Origin of the sequence: Vibrio ostreicida, assembly GCF_013074385.2 — a bacterium.
Taxonomy (GTDB): domain Bacteria; phylum Pseudomonadota; class Gammaproteobacteria; order Enterobacterales; family Vibrionaceae; genus Vibrio; species Vibrio ostreicida.
The window spans coordinates 224,432-239,202 of record NZ_JABEYA020000001.1 but is presented as its reverse complement, the minus strand read 5'-3'; the positions used below and the strand labels follow the sequence as shown (position 1 = coordinate 239,202).

The following is a 14,771-nucleotide window of genomic DNA, read 5'->3' as shown; positions in this document are numbered from 1 at the left end:
CTGATTGTCTATCTGCTGTGTCGCTTAATAATAATCGCGAATCAAAATCTCAGCAATTTGGACTGCGTTCGTCGCGGCTCCTTTTCGAACATTGTCAGCCACAACCCACAAGTTTACTCCACTGTGATGGCTAATATCATTACGAATACGACCAACCATTATGTGGTCTTTACCACCAGCATCGCGGACCTGAGTCGGAAAATCCTCGCCATGGAAGACTTCAATACCCTCTTGCTGCTCAAGTAAGTTAGTCACTTCCTGTGCATCAATGGGTGAGCAGGTCTCTAGATGAATCGCTTCTGCGTGGCCATAGAATACGGGCACACGAACGCAGGTCGGATTAACCGTTATTCCCGAGTCATTAAAGATTTTCTGTGTTTCCCACACCATCTTCATTTCTTCTCGTGTGTAACCATTTTCCATGAATTGGTCAATCTGCGGAATACAGTTGAATGCGATTTGCTGCGAAAACTGCTCACTCTCTGCTGGCGTACCATTGAGTAGTTTTGCCGTCTGCCCCGCCAATTCATCAATGCCTGCCTTACCGGCACCAGAAACCGACTGATAAGTGGAGACATTGATTCTTTCAAGACCGACGGCATCATGTATTGGCTTCAACGCCACCAACATTTGGATGGTCGAACAATTTGGGTTAGCTATAATGTTTCGATTGCGAAATTCTGCGATCGCTTCAGGGTTAACCTCAGGCACCACCAACGGAATATCGTACTCGTAACGAAACTGCGATGTGTTGTCAATCACAACAACACCTTCATCTGCAGCAATAGGCGCCCACTTGGCGGATAGTTCCCCACCCGCTGAAAACAAAGCAATATGAACTTGTGACCAATCAAACTTTTCAACATCTTCTACGTAAATCGTTTTACCATTAAAACGATGCGTTTTTCCTTCGCTACGTTCACTTGCCAACAAAAAAATTTCACCAACTGGGAACTTACGTTCTTGTAGTACTTCTAGAATAGTTTCACCGACTGCGCCGGTTGCGCCTAAAACGGCAACGTTATATTGCTGGCTCATTGATTTACCTCAACCTGAAAACCTAGTTTTTCTAATGGTGGTAGACGACATGAATCATCACCCACCAATGTGACGGCGCTATATTCTCTGCGATCCCAGTAGTTTTTTCTCATCAGGTCAAAGGCACCTGAACGACTGATCTCACGACGGAACAAGGCATCGTCTTTACGCACATCATAGACTAGCTGTGTAATACTATGCAGCGTAGCTTCATCCCATTCACGATCCAAAACCAATCGTGGCACTGGGGCGACTGGCAGCAAATCACTCGCATTGGCTCGTAATGTGTTGCCTAGGAACTGACAATAAGAATTGAAAATCATCGTCGTACCACGTGCTTTTCCTTCTAGACCGTAACCTGCAACGTGAGGGGTGGCGAATGCTAACAGAGGCAAGAGTTCCATATCAACCTCCGGCTCGAATTCAAAAACATCCAGAGCCGCAATAAAACCATCGTTTTGCAACAATCTAGCCTTAAGTGCTTGATTATCGACAACAGCTCCTCGGGCCGCGTTGATCAAAATCTGGTCGCCACGTAACGCATTTAAGACACATTCATTGATCAAGTGATACGAGGGGTGCTCACCAGAGCGTGTCATCGGTGTGTGAAGAGTAATGATATCTGATTGAGAGAGCAACTCATCTAAAGGCGTGAAGGCACGTGGATCGCCTTGTGCTTGTTTTAGAGGGTCATTCAACATAACCCGAATGCCCATCCCTTCTAAACAATGTTGAAGGTAGCTACCGACCTGACCGGCACCAACAATGCCCACTGTTTTATCAAATAAAGAAAAACCTCGCTGCTGCGACAATACCGTCATCACACTAAACACGTATTCTGCCACACCCACTTTGTTACAACCTGGCGCAGCAGTGAAAAAGATGCCTTTCTCTTTTAATGTTTCTTGCTCAACATGATCCATGCCAGCCGTCGCGGTTCCGACAAATGACAATTTGTTTGCTTTTGAAAGGAGTTTAGCGTCAACCTTGGTAACAGAACGAATCATTAATGCATCAACGTCAATCAGATCATCCGCTGTAAATGTCCGCCCCGGTTTTAAAACCACCTCGCCCAGTTGACTGAAAAGTGATTCAGCATAGGGCATGTTTTCATCAATTAGGATTTTCATGTTTATAATAAAATTCAGTTGTGATTGGCATGATTGTGCAGAAAAGCAAGTAACCTGTCGAGCACTTACTGATAAAGAAAAATGCCCAGCAATAGCCGGGCACATTTAGAGAATACTGGGGGTTTGAACCACTCTCAATCTGTCCATGTCTGTACCACAAAAGCACAGCCCAAAGACCGACACCATTTCATCAAAAATGGTGTCTACGATCCGTTAGCCTTGGTATTTCTTGATGACTAGCGTCGCGTTAGTGCCACCAAAACCAAAACTGTTTGACATCACTGTCGTTAACTCTGCGTCACGCTTCTCAGTCACAATATCTAGACCATTCGCAGCTTCATCTAACGCTTCAACGTTAATACTTGGTGCGATAAAGCTGTTATCTAGCATGAGCGTTGAGTAAATGGCTTCGTGAACACCAGCAGCACCTAGAGCGTGACCAGTCATCGCTTTTGTTGCAGAGATTGCAGGGCTGTTGTCACCAAATAACTCTTGAATCGCACCTAACTCTTTTACATCACCAACGGGCGTTGATGTGCCGTGCGTATTTACGTAGTCAATTTTGTCCACGTCTTGCATCGCCATTTTCATACAACGTACTGCGCCTTCACCAGATGGCGCAACCATGTCATAGCCATCAGAAGTTGCGCCGTAACCAACAACCTCTCCATAGATTTTTGCGCCACGAGCCAAAGCGTGTTCAAGCTCTTCGATAACCAGCATACCGCCGCCACCAGAGATAACGAAGCCATCACGATCTGCATCGTAAGTACGAGAAGCTTTATCTGGCGTTTCGTTGTACTTAGTTGATAGTGCGCCCATTGCATCAAACATCATAGTTTGAGACCAATCTAGCTCTTCACCCCCACCAGCGAATACGACGTCTTGTTTACCAAGCTGGATAAGCTCCATCGCGTGGCCGATACAGTGTGCAGAGGTCGCACAAGCTGAGCTCATTGAGTAGTTTACGCCACGAATTTTAAATGGCGTTGCAAGACACGCAGAAACCGTAGAAGACATGGTACGAGGGACCATGTAAGGACCCACTCGTTTCACTCCTTTCGCTCGCATAGTATCAACAGCTAGCGCTTGGTTCAGTGCAGATGCGCCACCAGAACCTGCTACGATACCTGTGCGGTCGTTAGAAACCTGTTCTTCAGTCAGGCCAGCATCTTCGATTGCTTGCTGCATGGATAGGTATGCATACGCAGCCGCATCACCCATAAAGCGCATCTGTTTACGGTCAATATGCTCTGCTGGGTTGATTTTCAGATCACCCCAAACCTGCGAACGTAGACCTTGTTCTTTAAACTGCTCAGAGGCAGTAATACCAGATTTACCTGCTTTTAGAGACGCTAAAACTTCTTCGACGTTGTTACCGATACTTGAAACAATACCCATACCGGTGATTACGACTCGTTTCATTATGACATTCCTATAATTCAAAAATCCGCTAGATAATAACTAAGATAGCGGAGAAAAGTGGTCAGCTTTCCCTTAAAACCGTACAATTGCAATCATATTCTAGTCTTTATTCACATATTTCCGACTCTATGACCTCAATAACCAATGCTCAACTAGGCTGGAACGATGCTGGAACACCGGTTTCAGACCAGTTTGATGACGTCTATTTTTCAAACGTTAACGGTTTGGAAGAAACCCGATACGTCTTTTTACACCAGAATCATCTCTCTCAAAGATGGCAAACATATGACCAACGCCGCTTTGTTATTGCTGAAACAGGATTTGGCACAGGCTTAAATTTCTTAGCCGTTTGGCAATGGTTTGATTTATTTAAGCAGCAGAATCCAGATTCGCCACTCAAAGAACTGCATTTCGTGAGCTTTGAGAAATATCCCTTGAGCCAAATAGACCTCATAAAAGCCCATAATGCATGGCCGGAGCTGGCAAACTATGCGGAGAAGTTGCAAAAACATTACCCGATTGCGGTTCCTGAATGTCACCGAGTAATCTTGGAAGACGGGGCCATTACACTCGACCTATGGTTTGGTGATATAAAAAATTGCATGCCCATGGTACCTGTCACTGAGGAAGGGTTCGTTGACGCTTGGTTCTTGGACGGATTTGCACCTAGCAAAAACCCCGACATGTGGAATCAAGATTTGTTTGACTCAATGGCAAAACTGGCAAGAATAGATTGTACCTGCGCTACCTTCACCGCAGCAGGGTTTGTTCGTCGCGGTTTAATTGACGCGGGCTTTGATATCAAAAAAGTCAAAGGGTTTGGAACCAAACGAGACATGCTTGCTGGCCGTTTGACGAACAAAATCAAACAAACCAATTATAAACCTTGGTTTCATCGACAAACAAGCAGTGCAAGTGACACCATTGCTATTATTGGCGGCGGCATTGCGAGCGCAACTCTAGCCAAGGCCCTCATTCGTCGTGGCAAAAACGTGACTCTTTACTGTCAGGATGAATTGGCCGCTCAAGGAGCATCTGGCAATCATCAAGGCGCCGTATACCCGCTATTAAATGGTTCACATCAAGGCGTATCAAGAGTCTTTGCGCCCGCCTTTCTATTTGCCAAGCAATTTGTTGAACAAATCGCTGAAACCATAGAATTTGAGTATGATTGGTGTGGCGTTACGCAGCTTATGTGGAATGATGAGGCGGAAGTTAAGCTCGAAAGAATGCTGCAAGGCAACTTTGACACTCAACTGGTTCATCGTCTAGATGCACAACAAACTAGTGAAAAAATCGGACTCCCTATCGACGTCGCGAGTGTTCATTATCCGCTTGGCGGATGGCTCAGCCCTGTGCAAATGACTCAAGGTTTAATGACACAACTGTCTTCAATACCAAGCTTTAAGGCGCAGTTTGCAACCAAGATTCAAGCATTGGAATGGGATAAAAACAATAACAATTGGGCTTTGGTCAGTGGTGAAAAGCGTTTTATCCATGACACTGTAGTCGTCGCCAATGGCCACCAATTTGCCCAACTAGAGCAAACATCCCATATCCCACTTGGACAAGTTAAAGGGCAAGTGAGCCATGTCCCCACCAACGATGACTTGCAAAAGATCAACACCGTACTGTGTTACGATGGTTATATGACTCCAGTCAACCCCGCGACACGCTATCATTGCGTTGGCGCAAGCTACGACCGCAACAATCTCGATCATTTGTTTGATCCGGCGGCACAGCAGACCAACGGCGATAAGCTACGAAAATGTATACCCAATCAAGAATGGCCAAAACAAGTCAACACTTCTGGGAATCAATCACGACAAGGTATTCGTTGTGTCAGTCGTGACCACCTGCCGTTCATTGGAAATGTCGGTGATTTGGGCCAAACTAAAGCTGTTTACCAAAATCTACAGAAAACGAATCAGGATCAGGCGAAAAACGTGCCTATCTATCCAAACCTATTTTGTATGCTGGGACTGGGTTCACGCGGTCTGAGTTCATCGCCCCTACTCGCAGAAACACTCGCGTCTCAAATATGTGGTGACCCTCTACCGCTGCCAATCGATGTCCTCGAACAATTACACCCAAGTCGCATGTGGGTAAGAAAACTGCGAAAAGGCAAGGCCATGACCGAATATTAACCCATTGCAAAAACGCCTCTTTAAAAGAGGCGTTTCCATTAACTTTCGGTAGGTTGCGTTAGTTGTTCCACCGCTTGTCTGATTTCAAGCGCGATATCTTGGTTGCGGAAGGCTCCCTTCTCCAAATCAAAATTTTCATAAAAGTTAGGAACAGAAAGCGACGCTTTCAATTTCGCTCCAAAATAAGGCGCTGAACCAGTTGCCGCCGCTAATACTGACTGCCCGCCCCCCGCACCCGGTGATGTCGAAAGGTAAACAACGGGCTTTTCTTGGAAAACGTTGCGTTCAATTCGGGTAGCCCAATCAAATAGATTTTTGTAGGCAGCTGGGTAAGAGCCATTGTGTTCAGCAAACGAAACAACCATGGCGTCAGCTTGTGATAAGTCGTTGAGAAATTGCTTTGCCCCTTCGGCCTGACCAATTTCTTTCTCGGTATCTTCACTAAACATGGGGACTTGGTAATCATTGAGATCAAGAACTGTGACCTCTGCTCCCTGAATTTGCTGCGCTGCGTAGATCGCTAGTTTTTTATTAATGGATGTGGAGCTGGTTGATGCTCCAAAAGCGATGATTTTCATAGTATTACTCCTTTTATCTATGCCGAAATATGACCACTAGGTTATCTTCCGTTAACAAAAACAACAACTCTAAAATCTATAAGGGCTTGTTCGAAATCTTCGAACAAGCCCTTATAGATTGTAATAAATAGTGTGCTGGATTAAATGTTATTGACCAACTCTTGCCATAAATCGTTGACGATAATACGGTCAGCAGGAGTGAGCTCTGAGCGCGCATCATCTAAGCTTGCTTTGACTCGCGCTTTCAAAATCTTGACGTCATTGGTCCCGTCTTCTTCACATGCCGCCGCTGATAGGGCAATGTGTCCCCTCAGATAACCACCAGCAAAGAGCTCATCATCAGATGCCGAAGAAATACGAGCGTCAATTAGCTCAAAAAGCTGCTCTTCATATTCAATAATCATGTTGCTCACGCCTAATTCAGTTTGATTCTCAAAAAGAACATCAAGCTTCTCACATTGAGAAATCCAACGCAAACACTAAGCAAAACAGGGCTAAAGACGACAGCATAGTGTATACCGTCGTCAGTTAAACGCAGAAAATCCAAGGGAAACAGAATAAAAACACGTGCTAAGGCGACAAGGAGACCAATGAACTCATCGTAAAACGGATTGCTCCAATCGGTACTCTAAGCCTAGCCGCTTCAGAAGTCTGCCTACTCGACTTCAAACATAGAAAAAGTCAGCTTTGGCGTACGATAAAACGCTCGCAGCGCTTGCGAAAATCGAAGAACTCGATCGGGGAAACCCTGTTCAAATAGCCCTTCCACTTCTCGATGGACTTTTTTCATAAAAGCAAATCGATCGGGCTCAAAATCACCGTTTAAATTATCGCAGCTGACAGAGAAGGCAAACCCCGCGCTTAATGAGAAGATCCACTCATAAGCCTGAGGACGAACTTCAACCTTCTCAAACTCGGCCTGACGATCTCGAGTCCTACCATCAGCCTCATACCAGTAACCGAAATCTTCAAGTAAACGACGTTCTGGACCCGCCACACACCAATGGGCAATTTCATGCAAAGCGGACGCATAAAAACCATTCGCGAAAAAAATGCGATGATTCATAGCCAGTTCGTTGGCGGGTAAATAAATAGGTTCCTGCCCCCCACGCTCTAAGCGAGTATTATATTCGGCAAGAAAGGTCACGTTAAAAATGGTAATCAGGTCTTTATAATGATGGTTCATGGTTTAGATCAACGGTCAGGCCTAGCGCCCATATTTTCGCATTTTTTCTCTTAAATGCAATCCTTCACCCTATTATTGATATTAGAATAAATAATGTAAATCTTCAGTTCACATCTACAAAATCTCATTCGTCACAGGTCACATTTCAGATTACACTGCCGTTGGAAATCACCATGACTGATAACTACCTATCAGTAAGCGGATTAAGGGCAGACAATGTTATTGAGCATTCTATATATCATTGGCATCACGGCTGAGGCCATGACCGGCGCTTTAAGTGCAGGTCGCAGAAAAATGGATTGGTTTGGCGTCATGTTAGTCGCCAGTGCGACTGCGATTGGTGGTGGAACAGTGCGTGATATTTTGCTAGGCCACTACCCTCTAGGTTGGGTTGAAAACCCAGAGTTTCTTGTGATCACTTGCCTTGCTGGTGTCGTGACAACGGGGCTAGCAAAGTGGGTAATCAAATTAAAAGGGCTATTTATACGTTTAGATGCCTTGGGTCTTATTGTATTCAGCCTTATCGGTACAAAAGTCGCCATGGGAATGGGCCTCCATGTCATTATTTGCATGGTCTCAGCCCTAGTAACCGGCGTATTTGGTGGCCTGTTGCGTGACCTGATTTGTCGTCAAACACCGCTCGTTCTTCACCAAGAGCTGTATGCTTCTGTCGCTCTAATAGCCTCCGGGTTATATCTTGTTCTTTTAGAGTGTGGCGTCAATGATGTAATCTCGACAGGATTGACTCTGGTCATCGGCTACCTCCTAAGAATGGCTGCCGTCCGATTCAAGTGGCGATTGCCCTCGTTTCACTTTGATAGCGAAGGCTCGCTTCATTAAGCGTATTACAAAAGAAAATACGCCGTTGAACTTTGCACCAAAAGGACTCACTTGACGCAGTCCTTTTGGTGATTTGACTAAATGTATGGTGTCTCTGTCGCGACACCATGGTTTTGCCCACGATGACGCAGCAAGTGATCGAGAACCACAATCGCTAGCATCGCTTCCGCAATCGGCACTGCTCGAATACCGACGCAGGGATCGTGGCGACCTTTGGTAATCAATTGTGTTTTCTCACCTGTTTTAGTGATGGTTTGACCAGGTACAGTAATGCTCGATGTAGGTTTTAATGCAATATTGGCAATAATGTCTTGTCCAGTAGAAATCCCGCCGAGAATGCCACCTGCATGATTACTTGCAAAACCATCTGGGGTCATTTCGTCACGATGTTCGCTCCCTTTTTGACTCACTACATCAAAGCCGTCACCAATCTCCACACCTTTCACGGCATTAATACTCATTAAAGCGTGAGCAATATCCGCGTCAAGTCGATCAAACACTGGCTCACCGAGCCCAACAGGAACGTTGGTCGCGACAACCTGAATTTTGGCGCCAACCGAATCTCCTTGCTTCTTAAGATCACGGATCAACTGGTCAAATTGTTCAACTTTACTGGCATCTGGGCAAAAGAAAGGATTATTTTCTATTTCATCCCAATCCACGTTATCAATGGAAACCTCTCCCATCTGCGCTAGGTAGGCGCGAATTTCAACACCAAACTCTTGTTTTAAGTAGGCTTTGGCAATCGCCCCTGCGGCAACACGCATTGCGGTTTCACGCGCTGAAGAACGCCCACCCCCTCGGTAATCGCGCACACCATATTTTTGATGGTAGGTATAATCTGCATGCCCAGGGCGAAATTTATCTTTAATTTCAGAGTAATCTTTCGAACGCTGATCCGTGTTTTCGATCAATAAACCAATGGAAGTCCCAGTGGTTTTTCCTTCAAAAACACCTGATAAGATTTTCACTTCATCAGGCTCTCGACGGGCTGTCGTATAGCGAGAAGTCCCTGGCCGACGACGGTCGAGATCAGTTTGAATGTCTGACGCTGTTATTTCAAGGCCTGGTGGACAACCATCAATAATGCACCCTAATGCAATACCATGGCTTTCACCAAATGTTGTGACCCTAAAATGTTGTCCGATGCTGTTTCCTGCCATGAATTCCTCAAACTTTATTCACTTATGTAGCCTCACTTGATTGTATACATAAGTTTACACTGCAATAATTAATAAATTCATAGTCTCTCTATTGCGCTTTGATGTAAACCCCTAAATCTCATTCGGTGTACATAAACAACGCCAAGCCTGAACCAAGTACAATACAGGCTGACATGGCGTGTGCGAGTAACCTTTGCGTACAATCAATCTTTATAAAGCGAAAATTCTTCTTTATGTTGTAACATCTGCACTCTCGTCAACATAAATACTCCATGGCCACCATTTTCAAACTCAATCCAAGTAAATGGAATATGAGCATATTGTTCCATCATATGGACCATAGAGTTCCCGACTTCACATACAAGTATGCCATCGTCAGTTAAGTAATCCGGAGCGTTGGCAAGAATACGACGGACCAACTTCAGGCCATCGGTGCCTGCAGCAAGCCCTAACTCTGGCTCATGAGTAAACTCTTCCGGTAAACTGTTCATGTCTTCCTCATCCACATAGGGAGGGTTTGACACAATCAGGTTGTACTTCTCTTGAGGTAAATCACGGAACAAATCAGAACGAATAGGGAAAACCTGCTGTTCCATACCATGATCTTGAATGTTTTGTTCCGCGACTTGAAGCGCATTTGTCGAAATATCAAGTGCATCCACTTCTGCGTCAGGGAAGGCATAAGCACAAGCAATCGCAATACACCCGCTCCCCGTGCAGAGATCCATAATCCGTGTCGGTTCTTCAACAAGCCAAGGTTGAAACTCCGCTTGAATTAATTCACCTATGGGTGAGCGCGGCACCAAAACTCGCTCATCGACGAAAAATTCCAGACCACAAAACCACGCTCGGTTAGTCAGGTAAGCGGTTGGCGTTCGTTCATTGATCCGTTTGACTACTCGTTCCACAATACGCATGCGTTCACTCGTTGTTAAACGGGAACTCAATACATGCGGAGGCACATCAATCGGTAAATAAAGCGTTGGCAGGATTAACTGCACAGCTTCGTCCCAAGCATTATCGGTACCGTGACCATAAAATAAGTTCGCGGCGTTAAAACGACTCACTGTCCAACGAATCATATCTTGAAGCGTGTGTAACTCAGATACTGCTTCTTCTACAAAAATCTTATCCAAAATTGCCTCCGAAAAGCGCTACAATACTGCTAATCGCATTTTAACTATGTATTTATGACCGAATGAGCAAAAAAGACACCGGAATTGATGAGGATTTCGCCCTTTTCAGGGATGCAGTACAAGGCGTAAAAAAGTTGCCACAGGATACCATAGTCCAGCAACCAAAAAAAAATACTAAACAAAAAGAGAGTAAACGTAACGCCCGTGAGGCCAGCGATACTGAGTTTTATTTTTCTGATGAATTTGTTCCTTTACTCAATCAAGAAGGCCCAACGCGTTATGCCAGAGACGATGTCTCTCATTACGAAGTCAAACGCTTACGACGTGGCGTCTATGTCCCTGACGTATTTCTTGATATGCATGGAATGACCCAAAAAGAGGCAAAACGCGAACTAGGTGCGATGATCGCCTATTGTGTGAAGAACGAAACCACCTGTGCCTGCGTACAACACGGTATTGGCAAACACATACTGAAACAAAAAACCCCTCTTTGGTTAGCACAACACCCCGATGTCATGGCTTTTCATCAGGCCCCATTAGAATTTGGTGGCGATGGCGCTCTGCTCGTCTTGCTGTCGGTCCCAGAGAAATAACGTCAGTTGCTAAGACGACTCTTTAAGTCCGAGATTTACTGCCTTAACTCAGAAGGAATGGGTAAATCGGACGATTTGAAATCCGGCCTTTGCCCTCCGCGCTTGCGATATTGCTTGAGCTGAAATACATAGGCGAGAACTTGAGCCACTGCTGTAAACAAACCATCAGGAATTTCCTGTTCTAATTCTGTAGAGTGATACAGCGCTCGTGCCAGTGGTGGAGCGGGGACAACATAGATATCATGCTCACGAGCCACTTCCCGGATTTTAAGCGCCATATGGTCGATGCCTTTGGCCACAACCATCGGGGCTTTATCCGTATCTTGTTTATAACGTAACGCAATGGAAAAGTGCTCGGGGTTGGTCACAATAACATCAGCCTGAGGGACCTCCGCCATCATTCTTCGCTGCGCCGCCTCGCGTTGCAGCATTCGAATACGCCCTTTCACTTCCGGTTTACCCTCAGTTTCCTTATATTCGTCTTTTACTTCTTGTTTGGTCATTTTCAACTGATTGGCATGTTGCCAAATCTGAAACGGGATATCGATAGCCACGACAATCAGTAACGAACAACTGATCAACAACACAAAATCAAGCAAGATTTCCAAAGAGTGAAAAATATTCTGCGGATAAACATCCGTACTTAACTGAAACAGATCTTGTTGTGCTGCATTGATAAGATAAAACGCCGCACCTGAAACAAGAGCTACTTTTAAAATGGATTTAATCAATTCCACCCAACTTTGCAGCCCCACCATTCTCTTCAGGCCACTCAAAGGGTTCATCTTTGACCATTTCGGCATCGCCGCTTCAACCGAAAAACTGATCCCACCAATACCTGCTGCCCCAGCTAGGGCAGCAATAAACAAGACCACTAATATCAGCATCAATGGCCCAAACAACATTGCCAATGCACCCGTGGATATATCGAACAGCTTAGATAAGTCGAAAATTTCTTCTCGTGATAAATCAAACAATCGAGTCATTACACTCAACAGAGCTCTTGCTAAAGATTCACCGAACCACATAAGAGCTATCGCCCCAACAACCAACACCGACACCGATGCAAGCTCTTTTGAACGAGCAACCTGCCCTTTTTCTCTGGCCTGTTGCAAGCGTTTGGGCGTGGCATCTTCGGTACGTTCCTGACCATCTGACTCTGCCATTTTAGCCCCCTAACAATCTAGCCTGATAAAACGACACACTTGCTGCTCTCCCTGTAACCAGAATAGTTCATAGTGACTGTAAAGACCGGCGATGATATACCAACAAAGTAATAACCCAACCATAAGCGCAAATGAAAAACCCAAAGAGAAGATATTCAATTGAGGTGCCGCTCGAGTCATGACACCAAAAGAAAGGTTGATGGTCAGTAAGGCAATAATGCCAGATAAAGACATGCTCAACGCCGTTTTAAACATAATTCCCAACCACAAGGCGAGTTCTCTAAAATCAATGGTGTTTAAGGAACCACTGCCAATTGGCAATGATTTAAAGCTCATAGACACCAGTACGATCATCTTAAGGTGGCCATCTGTGGCAAGGAAAAACATCGTGGCGAGGAACATAAACAACTGTCCCAAGAGTGGCGTATTTTGTCCATTTGCTGGATCAACCATTGATGCAAAACCAAGACTGGATTGCATACCGATGATCTGTCCCAAAATAACAAAAGTCTGAATCATGAATTGCGTCACTGTACCCATGGCAACACCAATAACAATCTGTTCAAGAACAGTCATAAACCCTTGAAACGAAAGTAGTTCAATAGTGGAAGGTACCGTAGGGAGAGCGGGTATAATCGCAAAGGTAATTGCCAAACCCAAGTATAGACGTACTCGCGTAAAAACAAAACGAGCGCCGGTAACTGACATCACCATCAACATTGCAGCAATGCGAGTATATGGCCAAAAATAGTTCGCTATCCACTCCAGAACAATGGTTGTTGGATACTCCATCCCAAACCGCCTTAATATAAGACCAGAGGGAGACGTTCAATAATTGAGAAGAAATACTCCATCAAAATCTGGGTCATCCAGTGAGCGAACATCATTAGCGCCAGCAAAGTGACAATAAGACGCGGCAAAAAACTCAGGGTTTGTTCGTTAATCGAGGTCGCGGCCTGAAAAATAGCGACAATCAAACCAATTAATAGACTAGGTATGATGATGGCGCAGACCATAAGAAGTACCATCCAAAGTGCATCCCTGAACAGCTCAACAAAGACTTCTGGTGTCATATTTCCCCCAGCTACTAGGCAACAAAACTACCCGCCAAGGTTGATAAAATTAAGTTCCATCCATCAACCAATACGAACAACATCAGCTTAAACGGGAGGGAGACAATCATGGGTGAGAGCATCATCATACCCATGGCCATCAAGACCGAGGCAACGACAAGATCAATAATCAAAAACGGCAGGAACAACATAAAGCCAATCTGGAAAGCGGTTTTCAATTCAGACGTGATAAACGCTGGTATTAAAATTGCCATAGGGACTTGCTCTGGTTCTGTGGCGGTTGAGCCCGCGATGTTAACAAACGTTTCGAGATCTTTGAGCCGAGTCTGTTTGAGCATAAAATCCTTCATCGGAATTTGAGCCAAATCAAATGCCGCACGTGCCGTGATCTGCTCATTGATATAGGGCTGGATGGCCGTATCATTTATTTTGTTCAGTACGGGAGACATAATGAAAAAAGTCAAAAAAATGGCAATACCAATAATCACCTGATTAGACGGCGTTTGCTGTAAACCCATCGCCTGACGAAGAATGGACATCACCACAACAATTCGAGTGAATGATGTCATTAAGATGACCATGGCTGGTAAGAAACCCAGCATGGTCATTAACGCCAGAATTTGAAGATTAATCGAATAGTCTTCACTGCCATCAGGGTTGGTTGTCATCGTGAAGGCTGGAATCCCGCCACCACCACTAAAGCTTGCTGATGAAGCCGACCGAGCTGCACCTTGATCTTTTTCCATCGCTGACACAGTCATCGATTCTGAAGAAGCCGCACGATCCGGTATCGGTGTCGCAAGCTCATCTTCTGCCCAAGTTGCACTCGAGAACAGTACAACCCAAAAGCTTAATAAAATAGCGATAATACGATTAGTGTTTATCATTCTTTTTCAACAATTGAGTGAGTTGACTGGCAAAAGGGCTCCCCGCCAAAGCAGACTTATTTAGCTCTTCTGGAGACAAAGGGCTCTCCAGCTTAGAAATAAGTTGAACCGACTGGGCAGTAACGCCGATAAGAAACTGTTCTTCACCTGCTTGAACTATCATGACTCGCTCACGGGTACCCACTGAAATCTGTCGTACGACATTCAAGCCACTTTGAGTCATCAAGGCTGGAACCCGCATACGTTTAAGCAACCAGGCTAGAAATAAAATAAAGGCAACCACAAAGATGAGTGAACCAAATGTGGTCCCCCAGTCCAAGGGGGTCGTCGTCTTGTCTTCAGCCAATACAGACGACGAAAATAAGGCAAAAAAAGCCGGAGAAGATCGATTCAGCAAACTGCTCATACC

General features: G+C 45.1%; 16 protein-coding genes. 3 read left to right on the top strand and 13 right to left on the bottom strand.

The window, feature by feature from the left end; translation table 11 throughout:
- Positions 1-24: 24 nt before the first annotated feature.
- From HLM86_RS01055 to fabB, 3 genes are all read right to left on the bottom strand, one after another.
- A complete protein-coding gene (locus HLM86_RS01055) occupies positions 25-1,038 on the bottom strand; it encodes an aspartate-semialdehyde dehydrogenase (protein WP_170882153.1) in 1,014 nt (337 codons plus the stop codon).
- The gene (locus HLM86_RS01050) at positions 1,035-2,168 is read right to left on the bottom strand and encodes a 4-phosphoerythronate dehydrogenase (protein ID WP_076585481.1); all 1,134 of its coding nucleotides are present in this window, start codon (positions 2,166-2,168) and stop codon (positions 1,035-1,037) included. Before HLM86_RS01050 ends, HLM86_RS01055 begins: the two co-directional genes overlap by 4 nt.
- Before the next feature lie 213 nt (positions 2,169-2,381).
- Positions 2,382-3,593 (bottom strand): beta-ketoacyl-ACP synthase I, encoded by a 1,212-nt coding sequence (gene fabB / locus HLM86_RS01045; RefSeq protein WP_076585483.1) that lies wholly within the window; start codon positions 3,591-3,593, stop codon positions 2,382-2,384.
- A gap of 128 nt (positions 3,594-3,721) precedes the next feature.
- Between fabB and mnmC the strand changes: the two genes are divergently transcribed.
- Complete coding sequence (gene mnmC, locus HLM86_RS01040) at positions 3,722-5,740, top strand: bifunctional tRNA (5-methylaminomethyl-2-thiouridine)(34)-methyltransferase MnmC2/FAD-dependent 5-carboxymethylaminomethyl-2-thiouridine(34) oxidoreductase MnmC1 (RefSeq protein WP_170882154.1); 2,019 nt, start codon at positions 3,722-3,724, stop codon at positions 5,738-5,740.
- Positions 5,741-5,778: 38 nt separating this feature from the next.
- Here the strand turns inward: mnmC and HLM86_RS01035 are convergent, their stop codons facing one another.
- The 3 genes from HLM86_RS01035 to HLM86_RS01025 all read right to left on the bottom strand — a co-directional run bounded on the left by HLM86_RS01035 (position 5,779) and on the right by HLM86_RS01025 (position 7,504).
- Positions 5,779-6,318, bottom strand: coding sequence for an NADPH-dependent FMN reductase (locus HLM86_RS01035; protein ID WP_076585487.1), 540 nt, complete (start codon positions 6,316-6,318; stop codon positions 5,779-5,781).
- A gap of 140 nt (positions 6,319-6,458) precedes the next feature.
- Positions 6,459-6,722, bottom strand: coding sequence for a YfcL family protein (locus HLM86_RS01030; RefSeq protein WP_076585489.1), 264 nt, complete (start codon positions 6,720-6,722; stop codon positions 6,459-6,461).
- Positions 6,723-6,973: 251 nt separating this feature from the next.
- Positions 6,974-7,504, bottom strand: a complete 531-nt coding sequence (locus tag HLM86_RS01025; protein ID WP_076585491.1) for an elongation factor P hydroxylase — start codon at positions 7,502-7,504, stop codon at positions 6,974-6,976.
- 216 nt (positions 7,505-7,720) lie between these two features.
- On the opposite strand from HLM86_RS01025, the gene HLM86_RS01020 reads away from it, so the two are divergent.
- Positions 7,721-8,344 carry a trimeric intracellular cation channel family protein gene (locus HLM86_RS01020; RefSeq protein ID WP_076585493.1) on the top strand — a complete coding sequence of 208 codons (624 nt, stop codon included), beginning with the start codon at positions 7,721-7,723 and terminating at the stop codon, positions 8,342-8,344.
- A 77-nt stretch (positions 8,345-8,421) separates the two neighbouring features.
- Here the strand turns inward: HLM86_RS01020 and aroC are convergent, their stop codons facing one another.
- Together aroC and prmB are read right to left on the bottom strand one after the other, a co-directional pair.
- Complete coding sequence (aroC, locus tag HLM86_RS01015) at positions 8,422-9,507, bottom strand: chorismate synthase (RefSeq protein WP_076585495.1); 1,086 nt, start codon at positions 9,505-9,507, stop codon at positions 8,422-8,424.
- A gap of 203 nt (positions 9,508-9,710) precedes the next feature.
- The gene (prmB, locus tag HLM86_RS01010; RefSeq protein ID WP_170882155.1) at positions 9,711-10,643 is read right to left on the bottom strand and encodes a 50S ribosomal protein L3 N(5)-glutamine methyltransferase; all 933 of its coding nucleotides are present in this window, start codon (positions 10,641-10,643) and stop codon (positions 9,711-9,713) included.
- A 62-nt stretch (positions 10,644-10,705) separates the two neighbouring features.
- Between prmB and smrB the strand changes: the two genes are divergently transcribed.
- Positions 10,706-11,236 (top strand): endonuclease SmrB, encoded by a 531-nt coding sequence (gene smrB / locus HLM86_RS01005; protein WP_076585499.1) that lies wholly within the window; start codon positions 10,706-10,708, stop codon positions 11,234-11,236.
- Between the two features lie 35 nt (positions 11,237-11,271).
- Here the strand turns inward: smrB and flhB are convergent, their stop codons facing one another.
- Genes flhB through fliO form a run of 5 tightly spaced genes read right to left on the bottom strand, consistent with a single transcriptional unit; the run spans position 11,272 to position 14,768 of the window.
- Positions 11,272-12,402 (bottom strand): flagellar biosynthesis protein FlhB, encoded by a 1,131-nt coding sequence (gene flhB / locus HLM86_RS01000; RefSeq protein ID WP_170882156.1) that lies wholly within the window; start codon positions 12,400-12,402, stop codon positions 11,272-11,274.
- Between the two features lie 9 nt (positions 12,403-12,411).
- Complete coding sequence (gene fliR / locus HLM86_RS00995; RefSeq protein WP_076585503.1) at positions 12,412-13,194, bottom strand: flagellar biosynthetic protein FliR; 783 nt, start codon at positions 13,192-13,194, stop codon at positions 12,412-12,414.
- Between the two features lie 11 nt (positions 13,195-13,205).
- Positions 13,206-13,475 (bottom strand): flagellar biosynthesis protein FliQ, encoded by a 270-nt coding sequence (gene fliQ, locus HLM86_RS00990; RefSeq protein ID WP_076585505.1) that lies wholly within the window; start codon positions 13,473-13,475, stop codon positions 13,206-13,208.
- Between the two features lie 14 nt (positions 13,476-13,489).
- Positions 13,490-14,362 (bottom strand): flagellar type III secretion system pore protein FliP, encoded by an 873-nt coding sequence (fliP, locus tag HLM86_RS00985; RefSeq protein ID WP_076585507.1) that lies wholly within the window; start codon positions 14,360-14,362, stop codon positions 13,490-13,492.
- Entirely contained in the window at positions 14,349-14,768 is a 420-nt protein-coding gene (fliO, locus tag HLM86_RS00980; protein ID WP_076585509.1) for a flagellar biosynthetic protein FliO, read from the bottom strand. The genes fliP and fliO overlap by 14 nt, the downstream gene beginning before the upstream one ends.
- Positions 14,769-14,771: the final 3 nt, after the last annotated feature.

What these genes read in the sequence shown, in the direction of transcription:
- HLM86_RS01050 (WP_076585481.1), bottom strand. Translation starts at nt 2,168, where the DNA reads ATGAAAATCCTAATTGATGAAAACATGCCCTATGCTGAATCACTTTTC.
- HLM86_RS01035 (WP_076585487.1), bottom strand. Translation starts at nt 6,318, where the DNA reads ATGAAAATCATCGCTTTTGGAGCATCAACCAGCTCCACATCCATTAAT.
- HLM86_RS01025 (WP_076585491.1), bottom strand. Translation starts at nt 7,504, where the DNA reads ATGAACCATCATTATAAAGACCTGATTACCATTTTTAACGTGACCTTT.
- aroC (WP_076585495.1), bottom strand. Translation starts at nt 9,507, where the DNA reads ATGGCAGGAAACAGCATCGGACAACATTTTAGGGTCACAACATTTGGT.
- fliP (WP_076585507.1), bottom strand. Translation starts at nt 14,362, where the DNA reads ATGATAAACACTAATCGTATTATCGCTATTTTATTAAGCTTTTGGGTT.
- HLM86_RS01055 (WP_170882153.1), bottom strand. Translation starts at nt 1,038, where the DNA reads ATGAGCCAGCAATATAACGTTGCCGTTTTAGGCGCAACCGGCGCAGTC.
- flhB (WP_170882156.1), bottom strand. Translation starts at nt 12,402, where the DNA reads ATGGCAGAGTCAGATGGTCAGGAACGTACCGAAGATGCCACGCCCAAA.
- fliO (WP_076585509.1), bottom strand. Translation starts at nt 14,768, where the DNA reads ATGAGCAGTTTGCTGAATCGATCTTCTCCGGCTTTTTTTGCCTTATTT.
- smrB (WP_076585499.1), top strand. Translation starts at nt 10,706, where the DNA reads ATGAGCAAAAAAGACACCGGAATTGATGAGGATTTCGCCCTTTTCAGG.
- mnmC (WP_170882154.1), top strand. Translation starts at nt 3,722, where the DNA reads ATGACCTCAATAACCAATGCTCAACTAGGCTGGAACGATGCTGGAACA.
- fabB (WP_076585483.1), bottom strand. Translation starts at nt 3,593, where the DNA reads ATGAAACGAGTCGTAATCACCGGTATGGGTATTGTTTCAAGTATCGGT.
- HLM86_RS01030 (WP_076585489.1), bottom strand. Translation starts at nt 6,722, where the DNA reads ATGATTATTGAATATGAAGAGCAGCTTTTTGAGCTAATTGACGCTCGT.
- HLM86_RS01020 (WP_076585493.1), top strand. Translation starts at nt 7,721, where the DNA reads ATGTTATTGAGCATTCTATATATCATTGGCATCACGGCTGAGGCCATG.
- fliR (WP_076585503.1), bottom strand. Translation starts at nt 13,194, where the DNA reads ATGGAGTATCCAACAACCATTGTTCTGGAGTGGATAGCGAACTATTTT.
- fliQ (WP_076585505.1), bottom strand. Translation starts at nt 13,475, where the DNA reads ATGACACCAGAAGTCTTTGTTGAGCTGTTCAGGGATGCACTTTGGATG.